The 18,125-nt window shown below is 41.5% G+C and carries 15 protein-coding genes; 3 read left to right on the top strand and 12 right to left on the bottom strand.

Features of this window, described 5'->3' with window-relative positions:
- Positions 1-290 precede the first annotated feature (290 nt).
- Positions 291-1,223 carry a 50S ribosomal protein L3 N(5)-glutamine methyltransferase gene (gene prmB, locus VSA01S_RS02430; protein WP_039980178.1) on the bottom strand — a complete coding sequence of 311 codons (933 nt, stop codon included), beginning with the start codon at positions 1,221-1,223 and terminating at the stop codon, positions 291-293.
- 61 nt (positions 1,224-1,284) lie between these two features.
- Between prmB and smrB the strand changes: the two genes are divergently transcribed.
- Positions 1,285-1,815 (top strand): endonuclease SmrB, encoded by a 531-nt coding sequence (gene smrB, locus VSA01S_RS02425; RefSeq protein WP_039980177.1) that lies wholly within the window; start codon positions 1,285-1,287, stop codon positions 1,813-1,815.
- An 80-nt stretch (positions 1,816-1,895) separates the two neighbouring features.
- Here smrB and sixA read toward each other — a convergent pair whose 3' ends face one another.
- Entirely contained in the window at positions 1,896-2,360 is a 465-nt protein-coding gene (gene sixA / locus VSA01S_RS02420; RefSeq protein ID WP_039980176.1) for a phosphohistidine phosphatase SixA, read from the bottom strand.
- A 537-nt stretch (positions 2,361-2,897) separates the two neighbouring features.
- On the opposite strand from sixA, the gene VSA01S_RS02415 reads away from it, so the two are divergent.
- The gene (locus VSA01S_RS02415; RefSeq protein ID WP_039980175.1) at positions 2,898-5,675 is read left to right on the top strand and encodes an insulinase family protein; all 2,778 of its coding nucleotides are present in this window, start codon (positions 2,898-2,900) and stop codon (positions 5,673-5,675) included.
- Between the two features lie 103 nt (positions 5,676-5,778).
- Here VSA01S_RS02415 and fadJ read toward each other — a convergent pair whose 3' ends face one another.
- Both fadJ and fadI read right to left on the bottom strand, forming a co-directional pair.
- Positions 5,779-7,896 (bottom strand): fatty acid oxidation complex subunit alpha FadJ, encoded by a 2,118-nt coding sequence (gene fadJ / locus VSA01S_RS02410; protein WP_039980174.1) that lies wholly within the window; start codon positions 7,894-7,896, stop codon positions 5,779-5,781.
- Positions 7,896-9,203, bottom strand: coding sequence for an acetyl-CoA C-acyltransferase FadI (gene fadI / locus VSA01S_RS02405; protein ID WP_039980173.1), 1,308 nt, complete (start codon positions 9,201-9,203; stop codon positions 7,896-7,898). The genes fadJ and fadI overlap by 1 nt, the downstream gene beginning before the upstream one ends.
- A gap of 858 nt (positions 9,204-10,061) precedes the next feature.
- Here fadI and VSA01S_RS02400 point away from each other — a divergent pair.
- On the top strand, positions 10,062-11,318 hold the full coding sequence (locus tag VSA01S_RS02400; protein WP_039980171.1) for an outer membrane protein transport protein: 1,257 nt from the start codon (positions 10,062-10,064) through the stop codon (positions 11,316-11,318).
- A gap of 73 nt (positions 11,319-11,391) precedes the next feature.
- Here the strand turns inward: VSA01S_RS02400 and VSA01S_RS02395 are convergent, their stop codons facing one another.
- From VSA01S_RS02395 to VSA01S_RS02360, 8 genes are all read right to left on the bottom strand, one after another.
- Positions 11,392-12,165: an MlaA family lipoprotein gene (locus tag VSA01S_RS02395; RefSeq protein ID WP_039980169.1), complete on the bottom strand. Its 774-nt coding sequence runs from the start codon at positions 12,163-12,165 to the stop codon at positions 11,392-11,394.
- Positions 12,166-12,381: 216 nt separating this feature from the next.
- Positions 12,382-13,596, bottom strand: coding sequence for a c-type cytochrome biogenesis protein CcmI (gene ccmI / locus VSA01S_RS02390; RefSeq protein WP_039980166.1), 1,215 nt, complete (start codon positions 13,594-13,596; stop codon positions 12,382-12,384).
- Positions 13,593-14,081, bottom strand: coding sequence for a cytochrome c-type biogenesis protein (locus VSA01S_RS02385; protein WP_039980164.1), 489 nt, complete (start codon positions 14,079-14,081; stop codon positions 13,593-13,595). Before VSA01S_RS02385 ends, ccmI begins: the two co-directional genes overlap by 4 nt.
- Complete coding sequence (locus VSA01S_RS02380) at positions 14,078-14,632, bottom strand: DsbE family thiol:disulfide interchange protein (protein WP_039980163.1); 555 nt, start codon at positions 14,630-14,632, stop codon at positions 14,078-14,080. Before VSA01S_RS02380 ends, VSA01S_RS02385 begins: the two co-directional genes overlap by 4 nt.
- On the bottom strand, positions 14,625-16,592 hold the full coding sequence (locus VSA01S_RS02375) for a heme lyase CcmF/NrfE family subunit (RefSeq protein WP_039980162.1): 1,968 nt from the start codon (positions 16,590-16,592) through the stop codon (positions 14,625-14,627). Before VSA01S_RS02375 ends, VSA01S_RS02380 begins: the two co-directional genes overlap by 8 nt.
- The gene (gene ccmE / locus VSA01S_RS02370; protein WP_039980161.1) at positions 16,589-17,074 is read right to left on the bottom strand and encodes a cytochrome c maturation protein CcmE; all 486 of its coding nucleotides are present in this window, start codon (positions 17,072-17,074) and stop codon (positions 16,589-16,591) included. Before ccmE ends, VSA01S_RS02375 begins: the two co-directional genes overlap by 4 nt.
- A complete protein-coding gene (ccmD, locus tag VSA01S_RS02365) occupies positions 17,071-17,277 on the bottom strand; it encodes a heme exporter protein CcmD (protein WP_039980160.1) in 207 nt (68 codons plus the stop codon). The genes ccmE and ccmD overlap by 4 nt, the downstream gene beginning before the upstream one ends.
- An 11-nt stretch (positions 17,278-17,288) precedes the next feature.
- Complete coding sequence (locus tag VSA01S_RS02360; protein WP_039980158.1) at positions 17,289-18,032, bottom strand: heme ABC transporter permease; 744 nt, start codon at positions 18,030-18,032, stop codon at positions 17,289-17,291.
- Positions 18,033-18,125: the final 93 nt, after the last annotated feature.

The following is an 18,125-nucleotide window of genomic DNA, read 5'->3' as shown; positions in this document are numbered from 1 at the left end:
ATTATCTGATTTTTTTACGCCTCATTACTGACATTGAGACACTAAATGATAAAAAAAAGACAATTTAAAGTTTAAGTTAATAATCTGTATAAATATAAAGCAAGCTTTACAATTGCTCTGGACAGTTAATCATAGGTAAAACAAAAACACCGAGCTTTTGGGCTCGGTGTTTAAAATAAAAGTTCGGTACTTAAAATAGAAGCTGACTGACAAGAAAGGTAAGCACGATTAAAACAGCTTTTTGTGCACACTTTATAGGCTGCAGAATCATCACAGCTTAGCCGCGGTGGCTAGTCTTTATACAGCTTAAACTCTTCTGCACAATCAACAAGCTGATCACGCGTCAGCATAAAAACACCATGACCACCATTCTCAAATTCAATCCAAGTAAATGGAATGTCTGGATATTGATCCATCATATGAACCATAGAGTTACCAACTTCACACACAAGAATACCACTGTCTGTTAAGTAATCTGGCGCATTAGCAAGAATACGACGAACCAATTTTAGGCCATCAGTACCTGCTGCAAGCCCTAGCTCGGGCTCATGTGTAAATTCATCAGGTAGACTATTCATGTCTTCTTCATCCACATACGGTGGATTAGACACGATGAGGTTGTATTGTTCTTTTGGTAGGTCACGGAACAAATCAGAACGGATTGGGAATACTTGTTGCTCCATACCGTGATCTTGAACATTCTGCTCAGCAACTTGTAATGCATCAACTGAAATATCAATCGCGTCCACTTCTGCATCAGGGAATGCATGTGCACAAGCAATCGCAATACAGCCACTGCCAGTACATAGATCCATAATTCGAGTTGGCTCTTCTACCAACCAAGGTTGGAACTCAGCTTGGATCAACTCTCCTATAGGAGAACGTGGCACAAGTACACGGTCATCAACGAAAAACTCAAGGCCGCAGAACCATGCTTTATTGGTTAAATATGCAGTTGGTGTACGCTCGTTGATACGCTTAACGACGCGCTCAACAATGCGAAGACGTTCGCTGGTCGTGAGTCGAGAGTTTAGTACGTGCGGAGGCACATCAATCGGTAAATAGAGTGTTGGTAGGATCAGCTGAACGGCTTCATCCCAAGCATTATCAGTGCCATGACCGTAAAAAAGATTAGCGGCATTAAAGCGGCTTACCGTCCAACGAATCATATCTTGAAGAGTATGCAGTTCTGATACCGCCTCTTCTACAAAAATCTTATCCAAAATTGCCTCCGAAAAGCGCTACAATACTGCCATAAACTTACAAACATAAAATATTTACCCAATGAGCAAAAAAGACACCGAACATGATGACGATTTCGCCTTGTTTAAAGATGAAGTAAAAGGCGTAAAAAAGTTGCAACAGGATACCATAATCCAACAACCAAAAAAAAATACTAAACAAAAAGAAATCACACGATCTTCTCGTGAAGCAAGTGATGCTGAGTTTTACTTTTCTGACGAGTTTGTCCCCCTACTTAATACTGAAGGGCCCACTCGATATGTAAGAGATGACGTCTCTACCTATGAGGTAAAGCGTTTAAGAAGAGGCGTATATGTCCCTGACGTTTTCTTAGATATGCATGGCATGACCCAAAATGAGGCCAAACGTGAGCTTGGTGCCATGATTGCTTACTGCATAAAAAATGAAATTCATTGTGCCTGTGTACAACACGGCATCGGTAAGCATATTCTGAAACAAAAAGCTCCGCTTTGGTTAGCTCAACATCCAGATGTCATGGCATTTCACCAAGCACCACTCGAGTTTGGTGGTGACGGTGCTCTTTTGGTATTGCTCTCCATCCCAGAGAAGTAATAATATTATTACAGTACGGGCAGCAACCCTCTGCCCGGCTTAGTTTTTCTGCCTCAAGCAACTTAGAGTCTAGAAACTCTTTAAGGTGTGATATGCCATAGTATTTCACCGCTTTGTGTTTGCGGATCAAATTCGATACACACCAAACCTGATGTTGGAAACATTGGTGGCGTCATGCCTTTGACAAATTCTGAGATAAGGTAACCGACTAAAGGTAAATGGGATACCAACAGGAGTGATTGAGTATTTTCAACCTCAATCAGAGCATTGATGAAATCAAAGACTTGGTCGGACTGGCCATAAGGTGTGATGTCTTCACACGTTTCAAGACATTTAGCTGAAAAATGTGTGCTGATTTCTTGCCAAGTTTGCTGTGCTCGAATGTACGGGCTGACCAGAACTTTGTCAAATTGAGCAAAGCCTCGTTCTTTACATACTTGGGCAACAACTTCCGATTCAGCTCTGCCTCTTGGGGTCAGTTGTCTTTCTGCATCGGAATTCGCGAATTGCTCTGCTTCACCATGACGCAATATAAATATTTTCATGTAATTTCCTAAGTAGACCCCGCGACCACGAGGCTGCGTATTTTATTTAGTCGCATGAACTCGAATAACTATACCCAAGTGACTCCAAAGATGACACTCTCACTAAAAATGCATCTTAAAGTTGCTTGGGTATATATACTCAAAAAATCTCGAAAATACAAAGTAACACTTTAAAAATTTAAGCATAGCTGTAAAAGTCATTATCACTTAAACTTAAGTCATCTTTTTAAAAGAATTAAAGTTTAAAAACCATAAATTCAGTATGTTAGCTATTGCATGAGGAAGCTTAAATATTAGATGATTCCTTAAACTGATACACTCAAGGCTCACAAAAGTGTTTGAGTAAAAATAAACGACTGTGTTATTAATTCAGAACACATAAAATCCACACTCGCTTATCTTCAGTATTCAAAACATTAATAATACCTAACATTATTATGCTTCTATTCTCCAGAACCGTTGTTAATTAATGTACAAACTTTGCATCGCATCATTCGAGAGTCATAATTACTTAAATAAAAAATTTGGAGACACCCCGTGCACCAAAGCCCAAACGATTACAACCAATACCGTTACTTTACGCTTAGTAATGCGTTACGTGTTTTGTTGGTTCATTCCGACACAGCACAACAATCAGCAGCAGCTTTAGCTGTCAATGTTGGGCATTTTGACGACCCCATTGAGCGCCAAGGATTAGCTCATTATTTGGAGCACATGCTCTTTTTAGGTACCAAAAAGTATCCAAAAACTGGAGAATTTCAAAGCTTTATCAGTCAACACGGCGGCAGCAATAACGCGTGGACAGGAACAGAACATACTTGCTTTTTCTTTGATATTACGCCTAATGCATTCGAATCTGGATTGGATCGTTTCAGCCAATTTTTTACAGCACCACTTTTTAACGAAGATGCTTTAGACAAAGAGCGACAAGCCGTTGAGTCAGAATATAAGTTAAAAATTAAAGATGATTCACGTCGCCTTTATCAAGTTAATAAAGAGTTACTTAACCCCAAGCACCCTTTATCGAAATTTTCTGTCGGCAATATTGAGACATTAGGCGATAAAAATGGTCAATCCATTCGTGATGAAATCGTCGCTTTTCATCATCATCAATACTCTGCAGATTTGATGACACTCACCGTGATTGGCCCACAACCCTTAGATGAACTTCAGACTTGGGTAGCCAACATGTTTAGTGGTATTCCCAACCATAACCTCAACGGAAAAACCATTAATGAACCCATCAGTTGCCAAAGCAGCACCTCTGTTATAGTTCATGTTGAGCCGATTAAAAATCTGCGCAAATTGATTCTTACGTTTCCATTACCCAGTATGGAAGCTTACTATGAGATGAAGCCACTCTCTTATCTTGCCAACCTCCTCGGATATGAAGGTGAAGGAAGTTTAATGCTGCAGCTTAAAAACAAAGGATGGATAACCTCATTGACTGCTGGAGGAGGAGCAAGTGGTAGCAACTATCGCGATTTCACGGTCAGTTGCACTTTAACACCATCGGGAATCAAGCATACAGACCATATCATCCAAGCGATTTTTCAGTATATCGAGCTAATAAGAGCAAAAGGGCTGGATGCATGGCGTTATCTTGAAAAAAAAGCCGTATTAGAATCCGCTTTTCGCTTTCAGGAACCTTCTCGACCCATGGATCTTGCCAGCCATCTTGTCATTAATATGCAGCACTATAAACCAAGCGATATCATCTATGGCGATTACAAGATGGCTGGGTATGATGAGGACGTACTCAACACATTACTTAATCTTCTCACCGTCGACAATCTAAGAGCAACTTTAGTTGCAAAAGGGCTCAACTATGACCGTTGCGCAAAGTGGTATTTTACTCCTTACTCAGTGATCCCCTTTAGTGCAGAGCAAGTCAAACTCTACCGCCAAACCGATCCCAATTGGTCATTTCAGTTACCTGATAAAAACCCGTATATTTGCTATGATCTTGACCCAAAGCCACTCGAGAATAACGGCTCACTTCCTGAACTCATCGAAGATTTAGAAGGATTTCGTCTATGGCATTTACAAGATGATGAATTTAGAGTCCCTAAAGGCGTCGTTTACGTCGCGATTGATAGCCCACACGCTGTGGCGTCAGTGCCCAATATTGTTAAAACTCGCCTCTGCGTAGAAATGTTTCTTGATTCACTGGCCACCGAAACCTATCAAGCAGAGATTGCTGGTATGGGCTACAATATGTATGCTCATCAAGGAGGCGTAACCCTCACCTTATCGGGGTTTAGCCAAAACTTGCCACAATTACTGCAAATGATCTTAAACCGCTTTCAAGATCGTGATTTCAACCCCGAACGTTTTGATACCATCAAACAGCAGTTGATAAGAAATTGGCAAAACGCCAGTCAAGATCGCCCAATTTCGCAGCTTTTTAATGCACTTACTGGGTTACTTCAACCTAATAACCCTCCACACTCCGAACTTTTGGCAGCACTTAAAGATATTGAAGTAGATGAACTCCCCGCTTTTGTGGAGGCAATTTTGGCAGAGCTACATGTTGAAATGTTTGTCTACGGCGATTGGCAACGCCAACAGGCTCATGATATGGCAAAAACGTTGAAAGATACCTTACGTGTCAAAGAGCAACGCTACAAAGAATCATTACGCCCTCTCGTAATGCTCGGTGAGCATGGTAGCTTTCAATATGAAGTCAATTGCAACCAAGATGACTCTGCCATTGTCATGTACTATCAATGTGAAGATACTGATCCCTGCAGTATTGCTCTCTATTCGTTAACAAATCATTTAATGTCTGCTACTTTTTTTCATGAAATACGAACCAAGCAACAACTAGGTTATATGGTTGGTACCGGGAATATGCCTTTAAATCGCCATCCCGGGATTGTCTTGTATGTTCAATCACCTAATGCTTCACCGACGGAATTAGCAACATCCATCGATGAATTTCTAAACGCGTTTTATATGGTGTTGCTGGAACTTAATGATTATCAATGGCACAGCAGTAAGCGTGGCCTATGGGAGCAATTTTCTACCCCTGATACCACTCTGAGAGGTAGAGCTCAGCGATTATGGGTCGCAATTGGTAACAAAGATGTTGAATTCAATCAACGAGAAAAAGTATTAGCCGCACTAAAAACATTAACACGAGTGGATATGATCCGCTTTGTAGTGGATGAACTGAAACCCCGTACAGCTAATCGATTAATCATGCATTCACGAGGTGTGAAACATCAACCAACGCAACACATGAATCTTGGACAAGACATAGGTTCTATTGAAACATTTCAGATACTACCAAAAGATATAAGCTTAGGTTAGATATGAAAAAAGCTGCCATCGCAAGCTTTTGAACCATTCACTAGTTAAACTAGGCGGCGAACCATGGGCCGCCTAGTTGTCATTACGAAATTTTTACAAACATTCACTCATCGTAAAAAAGACGACCTTCACCAGCACGTGTTAGTAGCCCATCACAAGGTGCGAAACGCTCACCATATTTAGTCGCAAATTCATTCATTTTCTCAACCAATTCTCTTAAGCCAAATTGATCCATATAATGAAATGGGCCACCAAGAAATGGAGGAAAACCAATGCCAAATATCGCACCAATATCACCATCACGGGGAGAGCGAATAATACCGTCGTCCAAACAGCGCACCGCTTCATTTAACATTGGTAAAACACAGCGTAGTGCAATCTCATCGCCAGATAGCTTAGATTCTGGGTTTAAGTTCAGCAGTTTATAAACGGACTTGTCGACGTCTTTCTTTTTGCCTTTGTAAGTATAAAAACCTTTTCCACTCTTACGCCCTTTTCGACCATCATTCAATAATGTATCGAAAACATCTGGGCCTTTAAAGCGTTCACCCAATTCTTTGACCATAATCGGCATGATCTTGGCGCCGATATCGACACCGACTTCATCAAGCAACGCAATCGGACCAACAGGAAAACCAAAATCGAGTAAAGCCCCATCTAGTTTCTCAATTGGCTCATTTTCCAACAAGATCAACGCAGACTCATTCATATAGGGCGCAAGTATTCGGTTAACGTAAAACCCCGCTTTATCTTTGACAACAATCGGAGTTTTGCCCTGTTTTTTTGCCAAGGCAACTACAGTTGCGATGGTATTTTCAGATGTCGTTTCGTGAGGAATCACTTCAACCAACGGCATTTTTTCTACTGGACTAAAGTAATGTAAGCCGACAATATTCTCAGGTCTCTCAGCCTGTGCAGCGATTTGATAGATGGGCAATGAAGATGTATTGGTTGCAAAAATAGTACTTTGCTTGGCATACACTTCTATATCTGCCACCATCTGTTGCTTCAATTCCAAGTCTTCAAATACCGCTTCGATTACAACATCAACTCTATCAAAATGATTAAAGTCGATACCGCCTGTCAGTTGTAGCATTTTTGCTTGCACATTCGCCTTGGATAATATGCGACGTTTGCGCTGTTTTTCTAGAAGTTTGTAATTATAATTAAAGGCGTTTAACACACCATCATTACTCACATCTTTTATTCGAACAGGCAACTTGGCTTTAGCCAAAGAGACATAACTGATCCCAGCCCCCATTAAACCACCACCAAGAACACCTATCCTGCAAGTAGGCGTTGGGTTGGCTTGAGCGCCGTTTTCTTTTTTCATTTCAGTCGTTGCAAAGAAGATCGAACGAAGTGATTTCGATTCCGGGCTCATCACTAACTCACCAAATCGTTTGGCTTCAAGTTCTTGTCCCGATACAAATCCTTTTTCCAGCCCTAATTGAATTACTTCCAAAATAGCCTTGGTAGCAGGATAATTTCCTCGTGTTTTTTCATGAGTTTTCTTAGTCGCTTGCTCAAACACTAACTTACGAGCTAAGCCATTTCCTGACATTAACTTTTCTTTGGTAGATGTTTTCTTTTGGCTTCTTACTTTACCCTTTTCGATGAATTTTTTCGCTACGTCTAATAAAATAACTTTTGGTACGCAGGCATCTACAATCCCCATTTTTTGCGCTTTTTTAGCACGAAGTTGCTTACCCGTTAAAATCAAATCTAGTGACGGTAATAAACCAATTAGACGAGGCAAACGCTGGGTTCCTCCTGAACCTGGCAAAAGACCTAACTGCACTTCTGGTAAGCCAAGACGTGTTTTATTTGAATCCGTACATACTCGATAATCACAAGCAAGAGCTAGCTCTAAACCTCCACCTAAGCAAGGGCCATGGATCGCAGCGACAACAGGATAAGGAAGATCTGACAGTTGCTGAAACAATTGTTGACCTTGCTTAGCCAGTATTTCAGCTTCATCTGCTGTTTTGCAAGCTTCTAACATCCGAACATCAGCACCTGCAACAAAGTTATCCGGTTTAAGAGAATGGACAATCAGACCTTTAATACTACTGGTATCATTTAGTTGATTAAAGATTGTCAGCATTTCATCACCAAAAGCGGCTTGCAACGTGTTCATTTTTTCGTTTGGAGCGTCAATGGCCAGCCAAGCAATGTTTTGCTCATCAACGGTTAAACTCAATGCATTTTGCTTGCTCATTACTCAACCTCCAAAATTATTGCTGCACCAAGTCCACCAGCAGCACATGCAGTATTTAATGCCAGTCCCCCACCTCGACGTTTTAATTCTCGAAGAGTTTGAGTCATCATCCGAGCTCCAGTTGCTGCAAACGGATGACCATATGCAATAGAACCACCAAGGACATTAAATCTATCCATATCTATTTCACCAATTGCCTTAGTCCGTCCTAGATAATTTTGAGCGAATGTATCTGAAGCAAACATTTTAACGTTTGCTAAAGCTTGAGCAGCAAACGCTTCATGCATATCGATTAATGTCAGGTCAGATAAAGCTAAGCCGGTATTGCTTAATACTTTTGCTGTGGCATACGTTGGCCCCATCAACATGTCTTTTTCAACGCCAATTGCAGAAAAGGCATAACCACGAACAAAGCCTAGAATTTCCATCCCTAACGCTTGAGCTTTCCCTTCTGACATTAGCATAATCGCAGCTCCACCGTCGGTTAAAGGGGTGCTATTGGCAGCGGTCACACTGCCATATTCGCGATCAAAAGCGGGACGAAGTTTTGTGTAACCTTCTAATGTTGAATCGTGACGAATATTATTATCTTCAGAGATCCATTGCTTATAAGGTTCTGGAAAAGCCGTCATCACTTCATCTTGAATTTTACCATCACGCCAAGCCTGAGAGGCCAGTGTGTGAGAACGGTGAGCCAGAGCATCTTGATCTGCGCGGCTAATACCATGCGATTTAGCCATCTGTTCTGCCGTTTGCCCCATAGATAGACCTGTCGAGTATTCTGCAACAGCAGGAGGAACTGGCATCAAGTCTTTAAAGCTCAGTGTTTTCAGTAAGTTTAACTTTTGCCCCAAGGTTTTGGTTTTACTCAAAGCCAAAAGGTTTGCTGCTAAGTTTTTAGAGACACCAATTGGCACAACAGAAGAAGAGTCCGCACCACCCGCTATCCCAATTTCTATGCTGCCAGCCATAATACTTTCTGTAATATTCACCGCAGACTGGAAACTGGTGGCGCACGCACGTGTAACACTATAAGCATCAGTATGAATATTCATACCTGTACCTAAAACAATTTCACGTGCAATATTAGGTGCTTCTGGCATCTGTATTACTTGACCAAATACAACTTGATCGATCAATTTTGGATCGATATCAGTTCGCTCAAGCATTTCATTAATTACCATCTTACCCAGATCTACTGCAGGTACTTGGCAAAATTCTGTACTTTGACGAGCAAAGGGAGTTCTCAGCCCTGCTACAATGGCAATTCGTTCACCTTGACGTGTTCTTACTTCCTGCTTGCCCATATTTTCTCCTTTAAACAAGAGGTCTGACCTGACAACAGTGTAATCAAAATGTTAAATGTTTCAAACATGTGTATGAATAAACGTGATACGGACTGTTTTACAACACTATCAAATAATACCGGGATGTCGGCATACTAATACAATGGGCTGCTGTAATGAACCTAAAAGCGTGAAAAGATGGCCAATTGATTTCAAGGAATTTGAGTATGAAAAAAGGTAATTTTTGAATAAAAAAAACCACACGATTAAGTGTGGTCAAAGTGATGATAAAACAATTTAGATAAAATAATCATATTATGATTAAGAGAAAGTAAAGTCAGCCTTCAAAAAGGAAGTCATCTTGCTCAACATGCTGGCCTATTTAGACCAACGAGATGACATGGACGACTATAACCTCTTCACGAATTCAGTTTTTGAAATAGATCAATTTTAACTTAAAAAGCGTATGGCTAATTCACTACAAAATCATTAGCTGTAAACCTAAAGGACTCGGTAATTATGGCTTAACGAATAAGCCCGATTTCTTAAATTTCAAAACAACCAATTTTGGTTAAAGAGCTTAAAAGAAGTGTTATTGACGCTAAAACCATTAAAAATGTTAAAGTTTGCTTCTATATCAAATAAACTCTCCGATAAAGGTTAAATTTACTTTTCCCCATCACTTTTAATATAGAGCCAAAACTCTAGAATAATCATTTTAACTACTAAATTGGGCAATTTAGGCAGCATTTTTACACATTGAAGCAAAAAACCATCCAATTGACTGACCTTTATGGGCTAGTATCAGACACGTTATTGGTTGACTACCCCAACGCCAATTTTACCGTTCCAAAAGACAAAACTAACAAGGAATAAATAATGCGTCTATTTAATAAGACTCTCTTAGCAGTAGCCGTTACCGTGGCATCAAGTCAAGCCATGGCAGCAGGCTTTCAGTTAAATGCTCAGTCTGCAACTGGTCTTGGTCGTGCTTTCGCTGGTGATGCCGTTATCGCCGATAATGCCTCAGTAATGGCAAGAAACCCTGCCGCCATGGCTCTTTTCGATAAAATGGAGTTATCTCTGGGGTTCGAAACAATAACCACCATGATCGACGTTAAAAATGCGAAATATTGTGGCATTAGTTGCCAAATGGCTATAACTCAGCCAGTAGATTCTAATTATGATGATGCTGGTGATACTTCCATTGCTCCTAATATTCACCTTATTGTGCCAGTCAACGAGCAATTTGCTTGGGGTGTCAACGGTTATTCTAATTTCGGTACAAAAACTGAATTTAGCGACAGTTTTATCGCAAAAGAATACGGTGGTCTAACCGATGTGAAAAGTGCCAACTTTGGAGTAGCAGGCTCTTACCGACTTAACGAACAATGGAGTTTTGGCGCTGGCTTGGACTTAATTTACGGTCAAGGCAGTATGAAACGTACAGCCAGTGCGGATGTGCCTCTCATTGGTGGAATGGATCTCGTAAATGTAGAGAAAGCAGATGGTTGGGCATTAGGTTTTAACCTCGGTACCGTGTATGAGTTGGATGATCATAATCGCTTTGGTTTGTCTTATCGCTTTAGCCCTGAGATGGATGCAAAAGATGATAAAGGACAAAAAATCGTACTTCCGCTGCCTGATATGGCTGAATTTTCAGGATTCCACAAGCTAGAAAATACGCAGTTTGCGGTGCACTACTCTATCCAGTACATTTCTTGGAGTGACTTTGATCAAATTGCTTTTAGTAACCTAAAAGGCTCTCCACTCGGTTCAAAGTACAACAAACAGTACAAATGGCAAGACGGCTGGCATTACTCTTTAGGCGGAACCTACTACCTCAACAACGACTGGACACTGCGTGCTGGTTATATGTATGACACCAGCGCTCAAGACTCATTGACCTCGGTCTCAGTACCAGATTCTGACCGTCAATGGTTTTCTGCTGGCTTTACCTACCACATCGATAGTGAGTCTAATTTCGACCTAGGCCTAACCTATCTAATGGGCAAAGATGTTAAAGTAAGTGAGTCAACACCAAGCCCAATAGGCTCTGGAAACTTATCCTCTCTATCAGCAACCACACGTGCTGATGCTATCCTGTTTGGCTTACAGTACAGCCGCAGTTTTTAAGAGGTTAATATAATCAACCCTAATGAAAAAGGCTGGAACTCCAGCCTTTTTATGTTCAAATATGTTCCGAAGTTTAGAACTCTTCTTCTAAATACTCATCTAAATAAGCTTCTTCTTCTGCATCTTCTTCGTCCAGTGACTCAATCTCCGCTTTAAAATCCTGCCTTTGCAGGTAGGCATCACGAGTAAGAATATAAGGATCAGGGGAAGAACGTAACTGTGCTTCTTGAGGAACCACTAATGCTCGTTTTTCTAACCCTTCAAATACCCATTTGCCTAAACCTGTCCAGATATTCAGATAAGATAATGGAACATACATACCATCAACAGTATCTGTCGTTTTTCTTAGCGTGTAAGGACCATAGCCTGGCAACATCAAGTAAGGGCCATTTCCTACACCATAGTGACCAACTGCGTCACCAAATGCTTTATTGTCATTTTTGGTAATACCCGCAGCCGTAGCAATATCAATTAAGCCAAGTAAACCAAACGTGGAGTTAATCCAAAAACGGTTGAAATGATCCACTGCTCTTTCACCATTTCCCATTAATAGGTTATTTACGATACTTGAAGGCTCGTCCAGATTAGATAAAAAATTTGCAATGCCTGCTCGAATAGGCACAGGAGTGTAATCCACGTAGGTAAGAGCAATAGGTCTCACAAAATACGGGTCGAGGTAATTATAGTTAAGATCCCACATTGTGCGGTTAAAATCTTCAAAAGGGTCATAAACATTTGAGGTAATGACATTTCCTTCCGCATCTGTTACCTGTTGAGGAGCACTGGAACAGCCCACTAATCCAACAACCAAAAACAGCAAAAGAAAGGAGGTAAATTTACGCTGCATTCTTCGTTCCATAACAATGGTTAATAACCCAAGTACTTTTCATATAGCTCATTCCAATGCGATCTGAAAAATACTTGGGGAGAAAAACAAAATACCAGTCTTGCAACTGGCATTGGTTATTCTACTGTATTGTGGGACTGCGTACCACATAAGGGGTTAGAATAATGTTTGGTAAGCGTGAATTTTATATATCAAACAAGCCTATTTTTGACACCATTAATATTGCTGATCAATGGTCACTGCAACAGGTTGTCTAAATTCAAGTATCTTACTTTCACCGTACCAATCATGATCACGAGTAGCCACATTTCCATCTGAATCAGCTCGCACACGAATGATAAATTTTTCTAATGACGAAAGTTTCTGGCCCTCGAGCATGGAGTTCCTATCGTCTAAGACAACGGTGCGCGGAAATGATCCCAATGGATATCGAGCAGCTGCAACAGGCATTGGTGAACCATCGGCTCGATGAACAGAAACGATCAATGCAGCATCAGGATTCAACTGGGCTTGAGGCGAAACACTAATTTCGACAGCAATACTTTTATCACTCAAGTCTGAACCGGCAATCTGCTTACGAGCACTTTCAATACTGCGTTGCAACATTTGATAACGAGGATCGTCAGCACCAATCATTTGCTGCATGAGACTCCAGTACTTAATCGCAGCAGGAAAGTCTTGTCGCTCAAACGCATCAAAAGCCAGCAGTGAAAACACCTTTACGTCGACATAATCTTGCTGGATCAGTCGACCAAGAACGGAACGAGCCATATCTCGATCCATCTCATCTTGTGATAGCATCAAAGCCTGGGCATAGCTTAATTGAATATTTGTATTCTCAGAGTCTAGCGCGTATGACTTCTTCATCGCTTGTACCGCGGTTGTTACGTCACGATTCGCCATTGCAACACGCCCAAGCAACATCCACCCCGTTTCATCTTCTGGTTGATAATGCAGTCGGGTGCGTAGTGCCAAAGCAAGATCAGCTAGCTCATCCTCACTCAAAGGCGTTGCCGATGAAGATAATAGCTTCTTAGACAACTGTGGTAAGTTCGAGTTTACCTCTTGCCATTGAACTACCTCTTGAGCACCACCAAAGCGAAGATACAAACCGTAACTCATCAAAACAGTTAGTAATAATGCAGGTATTAACACGGCTTTAGGTGAGATATGAATTTCTTTACCCTGTTTATCATGAGGAATATCATCAAGTAATGACTGCTTCAAGTCAGAAATAAGCTCATCTTGATTCTCGACTAAGCCTTCATTAGTTTCTTCAGCCAGCTCTAACAAACGGTCTTTATAGAGTGCTTTGTTAAGTTCATCACGTAAAACATCGTCATTGTTGCCCTTTTTTTTGATGAGTGGCAACGCCACTAAAATACAAGCAACCAACGTAAGTAAAACGGTAGAAATCCAAAATAGAGTCATGACTTCGTTTCTCCGTTGTTTTCTTTCTCAAGCAAAGACTTTAAACGCGCTTCTTTTTCATCGCTCCATTGTGTGCTGGAATCTAGTTTGCTGTACTGTTTTGCTTGGCGACTACGCCTTATAATCATCCCAAAGCCACCTAAAACGACCATAAGAGGACCCAACCATAAGATTGCGGTAGCGAAGGTAAATGGCGGGTTATACGTTACAAAATTGCCATAACGAGCAATCATATAATCTACGATTTCTTGTTTGGACTGGCCATTTTTCGTCATTTCATAGACTTTATGCCGTAAGTCTTGTGCCAACTCAGCATTGGAATCTGAAATCGTATTGTTCTGACATTTAGGACAGCGCAGGGTATGCCCTAATTCTTTGAACTGTTGCTCTTGCTCAAGAGTGTCAAATTCATATACTTCAATCGCAGCCTGTGAAATGAAAGACAGGGATAGAGCTGTGAAGGTGATTAAGAGAAACTGTTTCACTGTTTTGCCTCCTCAACCAATTGATTATAAAGAGGCTCTAAAGTTTCCGACCAATTCCGTGGGTTCACATCTCCAACGTGGCGGTAACGAATAATGCCATTAGAATCAATAATGAAAGTTTCGGGCGCACCATACACTCCTAAGTCAAGACCCAGCATGCCGTTGCCATCAAACAAGCTAATCAAATAAGGGTTGCCTAGCTCATTTAACCAACCAACGGCTTTATTACGATCATCTTTATAGTTCATGCCAATGATCTTAACCCCTTGACCAGCTAACTCATTAAGATATTGGTGCTCGGCATAACAGGTAGGACACCATGTAGCCCAAACATTCAGTAATAGAGGTTCACCTTTAAAAATCGCCTGATCATATTCTTTACCTGGCTCAGCTAAGTCTTCCAGACGAAACTTAGGGACCGCTTTTCCGATCAAAACAGACTCAAGTTTGGTTGGATCATCGCCATCTTGATTACGAAGCAACTGCGTCGCAAAAATGCCAGCAAGCACTAAGAAAGCGAGAAGCGGAATAAACAATATTTTCTTACTCATTTGCTAATGCCTCCTGCTTAGCGGGCTTACGGAAGCGATAGCGTCGGTCAGAAATAGCCAACACACCTCCCAAAGACATGATTAATGCACCCGCCCAGATCCAGCGAACAAAAGGTTTGTAGTAAATCCGTACTGCCCAAGATCGACCGTCATCAAGCCTTTCTCCCATAGCAACGTAAAGATCTCGCGTAACACCACGATCAATCGCCGCTTCTGTCATCATAGATTTTGCGGTGCGATAAAACCGCTTCTCTGCATGTAATGTATTAATAAAACGGCCGTCGTGATTGATGTCAAAATCTGCAATATAACCGTCATAATTAGGACCATCTTTGTCACGAACTCCCGCAAAAAAGAAGTCATAACCTTCGGCTTGGAAAGACTCTCCAGGTGCCAATCTAACATCACGCTCGATACTATAATTTTGTACCATACTAATACCGATAATGGTCACAGCCAATCCAACATGACCCAGCATCATCGCCCAGTGACTGCGTGGTAACTTACTAACACCAGAAGAGAATTTATGTCGATGTGTTGCTCGCTCATACAACTCGAACCCATGCATCGCAATGATCCAAATAGCCATTATCCAACCAATGTAGGCCATCATAGAAAAGAAATCAGCGAAGAGATAAACACATACGGCGGCTACACCAAAGGCAAGTAAGCCTGAAATGAGCATCGGTTTAATCAGCTTTGATAGATTATCTCTTTTCCAGCGAATCAATGGGCCAATCCCCATCAGGAAAGCAAAAGGCATCATTAACCACGCAAAGAGCATATCGAAGAACGGCGCACCTATCGATACAGAACCCAAGCCAATTTGTTTGTGTACCAAAGGCAACAATGTTCCAACCAATACCACCACTAGGGCTGCAATAAGAATTATGTTATTGCCCAACAACACATTCTCACGCGAGAGCAAAGCAAAGTTTCCTCTGACACGGATCGCTGCGCCTTTCATTGCAAATAGCAATAGTGAACCACCAATAACGAAGACGAGGAAAGCAAGTATAAACATACCTCGAGCAGGGTCAGAAGCAAAGGCGTGTACAGAAACTAAAATACCAGAGCGCACCAAGAAAGTTCCTAGCAAACTCAACGAAAATGCTGAGATCGCCAGTAAAACTGTCCACGCTTTAAATGTGCCTCGTTTTTCAGTTACAGCAAGTGAGTGCATCAAGGCAGTACCCGCTAGCCATGGCATAAAGGAAGCATTCTCGACTGGGTCCCAAAACCACCAGCCCCCCCAACCAAGCTCGTAATAAGCCCACCAAGAACCGAGAGCAATACCCAGAGTCAGAAAAACCCACGCAGCAGTTGTCCATGGGCGAGACCAGCGAGCCCATGCTGTATCAAGACGACCAGTCATCAGCGAAGCAATAGCAAAAGAGAAAGCCACTGAAAAACCCACATACCCCATATACAACATAGGAGGATGTACAATGAGCCCAGGATCTTGCAACAATGGATTTAAGTCACGACCATCAACGGGAAAATATGGTAATGTTCGTAAAAATGGGTTGGAGGTAATAATGATAAATAGCAAAAACCCAACTGAAATCATCCCCATGACTGCAAGTACTCGAGCTACTGATTCTTGCGGCATCCCTCGGCTAAACGTCGCCACAGCAACAGTCCATCCCGCTTGGATAAATACCCAAAGTAGCAACGAACCTTCATGCGCACCCCATACTGCTGTTAGTCGATAATACCAAGGTAGTTGACTATTAGAATTACTGGCTACGTATTGGACAGTAAAGTCATTACTGTAGAAGCACCAAGCTAGGATCGCAAAAGAAAAAAATAGCATGATGAACATCGACCAAGATAATGGTCGAGCTGTATTCATCAACATGGTGTTATTATTCGAAGCACCCCATAGCGGTAAAATACTAAGTAATACTGCCATAGCTAGTGAAAGAATCAGGGCAAAGTGACCTATTTCAGCAATCATTGCTCACTCCCTTGTTTCTGTTCTTCTGTATATTGCAACGGCTCATGAGACTTCTTCATCGCTTCCGCTATTTCTGGTGGCATGTATTCTTCATCATGTTTTGCCAGCACTTCGCTTGCTTTTACCGTAGTGGGATTTTCGAGGACACCTTGTGCAACAATCCCTTGGCCTTCACGGAATAAGTCAGGAAGGATACCTTCATAAACGATTGTTACTATAGGACCCACATCACGAAGCTCGAAACTCACTTTTAAAGACTCAGGGTCTCGACGCACTGAGCCTTTCACTACCATACCTCCAATACGTAGGCGTTGCCCAACTTGAGGTTTGGTACCATCAGGCTTACCGTTGATTAGTTCTGTTGGAGTGTAAAAGAGATCCATATTTTGACCTAAAGCGAATAACATAAGGCCAATTGTTGTCCCAATCCCAATGATAATCGATAATGCGATGGCTAAACGTTTTTTGCGCCTTGGATTCATAGCGTGTTCTCCATATCTTTCGCTGCCTCAATTCGCGCTTGACGTTCCATTTTGAGTTTCACTTCTTTAAACAAAGTGCGGCTACGACGGATACTCACGCCAGCCAAAATCAGCATCGATAAGAAGGTAATAGCAAATGCACTCCATACATACGCTGCATATCCCCCCATGTTAAATAAGTCGCTCAGAGATTCAAAATGCATGATGTAATACCTCACTGAGTTTTTTCAATCGCAAGTTTACGTACCCAAGGGCGATAACTTTCTTTACTGATAATTTCATTGCGGAAGCGAATCATAGTGATCGCAGCAAAGAAAAAAGCGAAGCCAAAAATGTTCGACAGCAAAGGCCATAGCATGTTGGATGAAATTGATGGTTTCTCGAATTTTGTAATTGTTGCTCCCTGATGAAGGGTGTTCCACCACTCAACTGAAAAGTGGATAATCGGTAAGTTAACAACTCCGACCATAGCCAAAACTCCCGCTGCCTTGGCTGCTGATTTTTGGTCATCAAAAGCGTGATATAAGGCAATAACGCCCAAATAAAGAAAGAGAAGAATTAATTCTGATGTTAATCGAGCATCCCATTCCCACCAAGTTCCCCACATCGGTTTACCCCATATAGCACCTGTTAGAAGAGCAATAAAAGTAAACACTGCACCAATTGGAGCCATAGCTAATGCTGCCAATTCTGACAAGCGTATTTGCCAAACAAAGCCGATGAAAGCAGCAATGGCCATCGATAAATACACGCCCATCGACCAAATTGCAGCAGGGACATGTATATAGATGATTCGAAAACTATCACCTTGCTGATAATCTGCAGGGGCAAAAGCTAATCCCCAAATAGTTCCAATCGACAAACAGACAAGTGCTAACCCAGCAAACCAAGGTAGGAGCTTACCACTCAATTGATAAGCGGTTTCAGGTTTGGCATAAGGATGTAACCATTTCCACATGTTTAGTTCTCGCTCTTACTTCAAGAATACTATTTAATACGGCAGAGACCGTAGCAGTGCTTGGAGAATAATTCTTTGATCGAGCACCATATA

Origin of the sequence: Vibrio sagamiensis NBRC 104589, from assembly GCF_007990935.1 — a bacterium.
Taxonomy (GTDB): Bacteria; Pseudomonadota; Gammaproteobacteria; order Enterobacterales; family Vibrionaceae; genus Vibrio; species Vibrio sagamiensis.
Note: the sequence above shows the minus strand (reverse complement) of the source record. Positions and strands in the feature narration are given on the sequence as shown.